The sequence below is a fragment of the Paenibacillus sp. Aloe-11 genome (assembly GCF_000245715.1).
In the GTDB taxonomy this organism is placed as follows: domain Bacteria; phylum Bacillota; class Bacilli; order Paenibacillales; family Paenibacillaceae; genus Paenibacillus; species Paenibacillus kribbensis.
The window spans coordinates 270,369-273,463 of record NZ_JH601056.1 but is presented as its reverse complement, the minus strand read 5'-3'; the positions used below and the strand labels follow the sequence as shown (position 1 = coordinate 273,463).

Sequence of the window (3,095 nt, the reverse complement as noted above, 5' to 3'; positions counted from 1 at the left end):
TATACCAGAAGGTTTGCCCGCAATTGTAACCATTGCACTCGCTTTGGGAGTACAGCGTATGATCAAACGCAAGGCAATCGTACGCAAGCTGCCTTCTGTTGAGACGCTCGGGTGCGCGTCTGTCATTTGCTCCGATAAAACCGGTACGCTGACCCAAAATAAAATGACGGTCACCAAGCTATGGCTGGATGGTCGTTTCTGGGGAGTTACGGGGGAGGGCTATGATCCACACGGTCATATTATGGACAGGGATCTTCCTGCCGACCTGAAAAACGGACAATCATTGCGCAGACTGCTGCAAGCCAGTGTACTTTGCAACAATGCAGAAATTGTTCAAGTCGACATCGAAGAGCTGCGCGCGAGAAAAAAGAGCAAAGAACCAATACCGTCCGCCGTGTGGGAGCTGAAGGGCGACCCGACAGAGGGAGCGCTGGTCACGTTAGCTGCCAAGGGTGGAGTCACCCGACAAGCCTTGTATGAGCTGTACACACGGGAACGCGAATTTCCTTTTGACTCGGAACGGAAGCGGATGTCGGTACTTGTGCGCCATCAGGGAGGGCATATCGTCTTTGCCAAAGGTGCGCCGGATGTGCTGCTCGGCCAGTGTTCTTACATTTTATGGGAAGGGAATGTCGTTCCATTGACGGGCACGCTGCGGCAAAAGGTACTGGCAGCCAACGAAGGGATGGCCTCAGAGGCGCTGCGTGTACTTGGGGTCGCATATCGCGATATTCGCTCCCATGAGCATGTCTCCACGCTTGAGGATGCCGAAGTGCAGCTGATCTTTATCGGCTTGACCGGCATGATTGATCCGCCGCGCCGCGAGGCTCGCGAGGCTATCGTCAGATGCCGCCGTGCTGGTATTCGTACCGTGATGATTACGGGGGATCACGGCACAACCGCGGAGGCCATTGCTCAGCAGCTCGGCATTTTCCAGCGCGGCTCCCATGTGCTGACGGGACAGCAATTGTCTGCGATGGATGATACGGCGCTGGACAAAGCCGTTGACACCGTCTCCGTATATGCGCGTGTGTCACCGGAGCACAAGCTGCGAATCGTCAAGTCGCTGCAAAGACGCGGACATGTCGTAGCGATGACCGGTGATGGCGTGAATGACGCACCGGCGATCAAGGCGTCGGATATCGGCATTGCCATGGGCATTACGGGAACCGATGTGACCAAAGAAGCAGCTGCGCTTGTACTGAGCGACGATAATTTCTCGACGATTGTGGCGGCGATTGAGGAAGGACGGAATATTTACGAAAATATCCGTAAATTTATCCGTTATCTGCTCGCCTCCAACGTTGGTGAAATTTTGACGATGTTTTTCGCGATGATGGCCGGGCTGCCGCTGCCGTTGCTTCCGATCCAGATTTTATGGGTCAATTTGGTAACGGATGGCCTTCCAGCGATGGCTTTGGGTGTGGATCAGCCGGAAAAGGATCTCATGGAGCATAAGCCGCGCGGCGCAAAGGAAAATATTTTTGCCCGTCGACTGGGCTGGAAAATCATTAGTCGCGGACTATTGATCGGCTTATGTACGCTTGCTGCCTTCTGGCTGACATTACGCATCGCGCCCGATAACGCAGGACAACTGATCAAAGCGCAGTCGGTTGCCTTTGCCACACTGGTACTGGCGCAGTTAATTCATGTATTCGATTGCCGCAGTTCGCGTTCTATTTTCCACCGCAATCCGTTTCAAAACAGCTATCTCGTACTTGCCGTGCTGTCATCCATCGTGTTGATGCTGGTGGTTATGTACGTACCCGTACTGCAGCCTATTTTCAAAACGGTACCGCTCGGCTTGCGTGAGTGGGCGCTGTCCATCGTCGCAGCCGGGATTCCGACTTTCCTGATGGGGGCGGGAAGCGTATGGGGCGGCAGACGCAACCGTCACCGTGGTGGAAATACCCGCTTTTCGACGGGGCGTACGAAGTTTTCAGCCTAGCTTTTAGGTCAGGTATCATCACATGGCTTTCCCGCTCTTGCTCTGTATGCTATCATGGAAATAAAGCTTCATGAGGAGCATGAGATTAGCAGCAATGGCGGAGGGAAGCTATGGAATTCACAAAAATGCACGGCTTGGGTAATGATTTTATCGTTTGGTTTGGGCATCAGGAATTACCGTCTGACGCTTCAGAATTGGCTGTTCGGCTATGTGACCGACATTTTGGTGTTGGCGCTGACGGTCTGGTATATATATTGCCTTCAGAAAAAGCTGATTTCCGCATGCGTATCATTAATTCAGACGGATCAGAGGCAGAGCAATGCGGCAATGCTATCCGCTGCGCAGCCAAATATGTATATGACCGCAAGCATATCAGTCGTGAGCGGATTACGATCGAAACGCTGGGTGCAGGTGTGCAGCAGGTCGAATTGACTGTAGAGGACGAACTTGTACGTTTGGTCAAGGTAGACATGGGAGAGCCGATTTTGGAGGGTACGAAAATTCCGACAACGCTGGATCTGGATCGTGTAATTCATGAGCCCATCGAAGCTGGCGGAAGCGGGTTTCGTTTTACGGCTGTATCCATGGGCAATCCCCATTGTGTCATTTATGTTGAAAATGCACCTGGCTTTGAACTGGAGACCTGGGGGCCGAAGCTGGAAAGCCATTCGCTATTCCCTAACAAAACAAATGTCGAGTTCGCTTCGGTGCGAAGTCGGAATCACATAGAGATGAGAGTATGGGAACGGGGAGCCGGGCCTACGCTAGCTTGCGGAACCGGGGCCTGTGCCACGCTTGTGGCTTCTGTACTTAACGGCTATAGTGACCGACGCGCCATGGTTAGTCTAAAGGGCGGCGATCTGGATATTGAATGGAACGAGGACGACAATCACGTGTATATGACGGGCCCAGCTGAAATTGTGTATGATGGTCGATTATAAAAATGAGTGAAAAGGAGATCTTGAGAGGTCTCCTTTTTTGGTATTTAGCAACATTCTGTCTGTTTTTGGCGTCTAAACGATGTATAATGAACAAATGAGAAAACAATAAGGAGGCCGTTCATAGTGCGGAAATTTCGTTGGATTTCAGCAGTTGCAGCCCTCATATTTGTAGCCACCGCCCTTCCGGCCCAAGCCGCTACCCTCCC

2 protein-coding genes are annotated in these 3,095 nt (G+C 52.2%); both read left to right on the top strand.

The window, feature by feature from the left end; all coding sequences use genetic code 11:
- Positions 1-1,948 (top strand): cation-translocating P-type ATPase (locus tag WG8_RS14780; RefSeq protein WP_007431011.1); only part of this gene is annotated, 1,948 nt, incomplete at its 5' end.
- Between the two features lie 110 nt (positions 1,949-2,058).
- Positions 2,059-2,889, top strand: coding sequence for a diaminopimelate epimerase (dapF, locus tag WG8_RS14775; RefSeq protein ID WP_007431010.1), 831 nt, complete (start codon positions 2,059-2,061; stop codon positions 2,887-2,889).
- The last annotated feature ends 206 nt before the right edge of the window (positions 2,890-3,095 follow it).